General features: G+C 67.3%; 6 protein-coding genes and 1 pseudogene. 1 reads left to right on the top strand and 6 read right to left on the bottom strand.

Going from position 1 to position 4,704, the window contains the following annotated elements; genetic code table 11:
- The 3 genes and pseudogenes from AC27VN_RS33220 to AC27VN_RS33210 all read right to left on the bottom strand — a co-directional run.
- Nucleotides 1-247, bottom strand: a pseudogene (locus AC27VN_RS33220) (MotA/TolQ/ExbB proton channel family protein); the annotation flags it as partial.
- Between the two features lie 28 nt (nucleotides 248-275).
- Nucleotides 276-1,115: a 4-hydroxy-tetrahydrodipicolinate reductase gene (gene dapB / locus AC27VN_RS33215; protein WP_395349154.1), complete on the bottom strand. Its 840-nt coding sequence runs from the start codon at nucleotides 1,113-1,115 to the stop codon at nucleotides 276-278.
- Nucleotides 1,116-1,218: 103 nt separating this feature from the next.
- The gene (locus AC27VN_RS33210; protein WP_093350499.1) at nucleotides 1,219-1,782 is read right to left on the bottom strand and encodes an outer membrane protein assembly factor BamE; all 564 of its coding nucleotides are present in this window, start codon (nucleotides 1,780-1,782) and stop codon (nucleotides 1,219-1,221) included.
- Nucleotides 1,783-1,869: 87 nt separating this feature from the next.
- Here AC27VN_RS33210 and fur point away from each other — a divergent pair, with 87 nt between their 5' ends.
- The gene (gene fur, locus AC27VN_RS33205; RefSeq protein ID WP_057593829.1) at nucleotides 1,870-2,289 is read left to right on the top strand and encodes a ferric iron uptake transcriptional regulator; all 420 of its coding nucleotides are present in this window, start codon (nucleotides 1,870-1,872) and stop codon (nucleotides 2,287-2,289) included.
- Nucleotide 2,290: 1 nt separating this feature from the next.
- Here the strand turns inward: fur and hprK are convergent, their stop codons facing one another.
- The 3 genes from hprK to hpf form a co-directional block, all read right to left on the bottom strand.
- On the bottom strand, nucleotides 2,291-3,250 hold the full coding sequence (gene hprK / locus AC27VN_RS33200; protein ID WP_057593828.1) for an HPr(Ser) kinase/phosphatase: 960 nt from the start codon (nucleotides 3,248-3,250) through the stop codon (nucleotides 2,291-2,293).
- 98 nt (nucleotides 3,251-3,348) lie between these two features.
- Nucleotides 3,349-3,816, bottom strand: coding sequence for a PTS sugar transporter subunit IIA (locus AC27VN_RS33195; RefSeq protein ID WP_057593827.1), 468 nt, complete (start codon nucleotides 3,814-3,816; stop codon nucleotides 3,349-3,351).
- Nucleotides 3,817-4,025: 209 nt separating this feature from the next.
- A complete protein-coding gene (gene hpf / locus AC27VN_RS33190; protein WP_093246312.1) occupies nucleotides 4,026-4,355 on the bottom strand; it encodes a ribosome hibernation-promoting factor, HPF/YfiA family in 330 nt (109 codons plus the stop codon).
- Nucleotides 4,356-4,704: the final 349 nt, after the last annotated feature.

Genomic DNA, 4,704 nt, shown 5'->3' with positions numbered 1-4,704 from the left:
GCAGCGCCGCGACCGTGGGCAGCACCAGCGCCGAACGGTCGAAGGCCTGCAGCCGCTGTTCGGCTTCAGCGAGGCTGGTCGACTGCCAGAAGGCCGCGATGCTGCGAAGCACGTCGCGCGTGCCGCCGCGCAGCAGCCAGCCCTTCCAGAGGATCACGACCCAGCTCGAAATCGACATCGCGAGCAGCAGCGCGGCCACCGAGCGGCTGACGCCGTCGCCGTGGGTCAGCAGTTCGAGGACGCTCATCGTCGGGGATGGCGGAGAAAGGCCGGGCTCAGCGCAGGCCGAGCACGTCGAACATGTCGAACAGGCCGGCGCGCTGGTCGGCCAGGAAGCGCACCGCGCGCAGGCTGCCCTGCGCATAGTTGGCGCGGCTCGAGGACTTGTGGGCGATCTCGATGCGCTCGCCGGTGCCGGCGAACAGCACCGTGTGGTCGCCGACGATGTCGCCGCCGCGCACGGTGGCGAAGCCGATGGTCGACGGGTCGCGTTCGCCGGTCACGCCTTCGCGGCCGTAGACCGCGCATTCCTTGAGGTCGCGGCCCAGCGCATCGGCGATCACCTCGCCCATCTTGAGCGCGGTGCCCGAGGGGGCGTCGATCTTGTGGCGGTGGTGGGCCTCGACGATCTCGATGTCGTAGCCGGTGGACAGCGCCTTGGCCGCCATTTCGAGCAGCTTGAAGGTGACGTTGACGCCCACGCTCATGTTGGGCGCCATGACGATCGCGATGTCCTTGGCGATCTCGGCGATCTCGGCCTTCTGCGCGTCGCTGAAGCCGGTGGTGCCGATCACAGCCTGCACGCCGAGCTCGCGGCAGACGGCCAGGTGGGCCATCGTGCCCTCGGGGCGGGTGAAGTCGATCAGCACCTGGGCGTCCTGCAGGCCCGCGCGCAGGTCGGCGGCGATGGCCACGCCGCTGGCGAAGCCGAGGAAGGCGCCCGCGTCGCTGCCGATGGCGGGACTGGCGGCCACGTCGAGCGCGCCGGCCAGGCGGCAGTCGGGGGTGTTGCGAACCGCCTCGATCAGCATGCGGCCCATGCGGCCCGACGCGCCGGCGACGGCAACCCGGCGCGCGGCCGGCGTGGAGGAGGTGGTGGTGTTGGAGTCGGTCACGCGGATTCGGGCTTGCTTGCCGTCGGGGGACGGTAGGGACGATGGGTGGGGAAACCGCGCCGCCCCGCCAAGCCAGGTTCGGCGCGCCGGCCGGGCGCCGCTTTTAGCGCGCGGCCTCGAGCGGCGGGTAGGCGGCCGGCAGCGGGGGCAGCGTGGCGGGCGCCTTGCTCTCGGTGTCGGTGGCTTTCCGGTCGCCCTTGGGGTCGAACTTCTTGAGTTCTTCTTCCGTGGCCTCGAGCGGCGGCACCTTGCCGGTCTTCTTGCGGGTGTCGAGCGTGGCGACGAATTCTTCCTCGCTCGGCATCTCGCCGCCTTCCCAGCGCTCGAGCTGCTCGCCGTTGAAGAAGACGGTGAAGCGGCGTTCCTGCGGCTCCACGCCCTGGCGCCGGATCGTGAAGACGTAGTCCCAGCGGTTCGAATGGAAGATGTCGGTGAGCAGCGAGGTGCCGAGGATCTCGCGCACCTGCTGGCGCGACATGCCCGTCTTGAGCGCCGCGACCTGTTCCTTGGAAACGAAGTTGCCCTGGACCACCTCGACCTTGTAGGGGGTGACGGCCGACAGCGCGCCACGCGAGCGCTCGCTGAAACCGCTGCAGGCACCGAGGCCCAGGGTGACGGCAACGGCCGCAGCCAGCAGCCAGGGACGGCGTTGGAAAATGGCAGGCATTGGGGGGAAAGGGGGTAGCGATATGATCGGCCATTGTAGCGGCTGGCCCCTCCGGGGCCTTTGGCTGCCCAGGGCGCAGGAACCATCATGGCCAACATCGACGAACTCAAGAACACCGGCCTCAAGGCCACCCTGCCGCGGCTGAAGATTCTGGAAATCTTCCAGACCGGCGGCCAACGCCACATGACCGCCGAGGACGTGTTCCGGGTGCTGCTCAACGAGCATTCCGACATCGGCCTGGCCACCGTCTACCGGGTGCTCACCCAGTTCGAGCAGGCCGGCATCCTCGAGCGCAGCCATTTCGAGAGCGGCAAGGCCGTCTACGAACTCAATGAAGGCACGCACCACGACCACCTGATCTGCACCGCCTGCGGCAAGGTCGAGGAGTTCTACGACGCCGAGATCGAGCGCCGCCAGCAGCTGGTGGCCAAGGACAAGGGCTGGATCCTGCAGGACCACGCCATGTCGCTCTACGGCCTGTGCGGCGACTGCGTCAAGAAGCGCTGAGCTAGTCCGCGTCGCGCGCGCTTTCCATCGCCTTGTGGTGGCGCGCCACGAAATCGGCATAGGTGTCGATGCCGCGCAGCTGCAGGATCGAATTGCGCACCGCGGCCTCGACCAGCACGGCGATGTTGCGACCCGCCACCACCTGGATGATGACCTTGCGCACCGGAATGCCCAGCACGTCCTGCGTGAGCGGGGTCGAGGGCATGCGCTCGTAGTCGCGCTCGAAGCTGTCGCGCCGCACCAGGTGCACGATGAGCTTGAGCCGCATCTTCCGCCGCACCGCCGTCTCGCCGAAGATCGCGCGGATGTCGAGCAGGCCGATGCCGCGCACCTCGAGCAGGTTGAGCAGCAGGTCGGGGCAGCGGCCCTCGATGGTGTTCTGGTTGATGCGGTAGAGATCGACCGCGTCATCGGCCACCAGGCCGTTGCCGCGCGAGATCAGCTCGAGGCCGAGTTCGCTCTTCCCGAGGCCCGACTCGCCCGTGATCATCACGCCCATACCCAGGATGTCCATGAACACGCCGTGCATCGAGGTGCGCTCGGCGAAGTGCTTGGACAGGTAGGCGCGCAGCAGGTCGATCACGAAGGCCGAGGATTCGCGCGTGGCGAACAGCGGCAGCTGGGCGCGCTCGCAGATCGACAGCAGCTCGTCGGGCGCGGCCTGGCCGTCGGCCAGCACCAGCATCGGCGGCTCGAGCGTGACGATGCGGGCGATGCGCCGCGCGGTGTCCTCGGGGCTGCCGCGCGTCAGGTAGGCGACCTCGCGCGCGCCGAGAATCTGCACGCGGTACGGATGGATGTAGTTGAGGTAGCCGACCAGGTCGGCGGCCGACTGGGCGCGGCTGATGACTTCGGGATCGAACTGGCGCTCGGACGCGCCGAGTCCCGCGAGCCATTCCCAGCGCAGCGAGCCGCGGAACTCCTCGAACATGGCATCGGCGCTGATGACGGTCGGCTTCATGCGTTCAGGGCGCGGCGCGCGGCACCGCTTCGGAAGTGAGGGGGACGGGAAGAAGGGCAGCGCAGCTTAGCAGCAGCCACGCCCCGCGAGCCATGGGCTCAGGCGACTTGCGTGGAGTGCCAGCCGGCGATCAGGCCGTGCAGCGCGGCCGCGTCGGTGCTCGACTTGATCTGCTCGCGCAGGCCGGCGTCGCTCAGCAGCTCGGCGATCTCGGAGAGGATTTCGAGGTGCTTCTGCGTGGCGGCTTCGGGCACCAGCAGGAAGATCAGCAGGCCGACCGGCTGCTCGTCGGGGGCATCGAAGCCGATCGGGTTCGCAAGCTGGAACACCGCGGCCATCGGGGCCTTGAGGCCCTTGATGCGGCCATGCGGAATGGCGACGCCATGACCGAGGCCGGTGGAGCCGAGGCGCTCGCGCGCGAAGAGGCTGTCGGTGATCAGGGCGCGGCCCAGCCCGTGAAGGCTTTCGAACAGCAAGCCGGCTTCCTCGAAAGCACGCTTCTTGCTGGTGGCGTCAACGCTCACAAGCACTTGAGCGGGCGGCAGGATGGACGCGAGACGATTCATGGTGGGTCAGAGCGGGGGCGATTATGCACCTGCTTGGTAAAAACCCCCACTCCGCTTATCTACTTTCTGGTTACATGTTGCCCGCAGGCCTCGCTTCCCTCGACAGAGGCCCTTCAAACCCTTGATGGACAGTCGGAAAAGCCCATGAAAAAGCCGCCCGGAGGCGGCTTCGAGAGTCTCCGGCGCGACAGCCGGGAACCCGCTTCGTCTTACATCAGGCGCTTGGGCGCGCTGTGGTGATGGTCCTGCAGGCGGTCCTTGTGGCGCACCACCTGGCGGTCGAGCTTGTCGACCAGTTCATCGACCGCGGCATAGAGATCAGCGTGGCTCGACTCCGCGAACATGTCATTGCCCTTGACGTGGATGTTGCACTCGGCCCGTTGCCGGCGTTCCTTTTCCTTCTGCTTTTCCACCGTGAGGATCACCTTCACATCGACCACCTGGTCGAAATGTCGGGTGATCCGGTCCAGCTTGCTCGTGACGTAGGTGCGCAAGGCAGGGGTGACGTCGAGGTGATGACCGCTGATCGTCAAATTCATGAATGACCTCCTGGAATTGACGGTTGGGGAAATGACCATCGCTGCGGATACAGCGCGGCCGGCGAAAACGGTTGTGGGGCTGGGAGAAGAAGGGGGGAAGGGAAGAGAGAGGGGTGCGGGAGAGGAGAAGGTCGATTCACTATGCCCAAGCTGTCACGGTATTGCAATACCGGGGGATGCCCGGATGACGCACCGGCGGACCGCGTCGCATGCTCAGCTATTTCTTCCATAGCAGGCCCCAGCGGCCCCGCAAGCTGCGGGCCGCGTTGCGAACCATTGCTGCCGCGCCCATCTTTCGCGGCCATCCGCGCATGACCCTGCTGAAGAAAGGGCCGGGCTTGCTCAGCGC

The organism is Variovorax sp. 20P10.2.4 (assembly GCF_058244205.1).
This window is presented reverse-complemented; position numbering and strand designations above follow the sequence as displayed.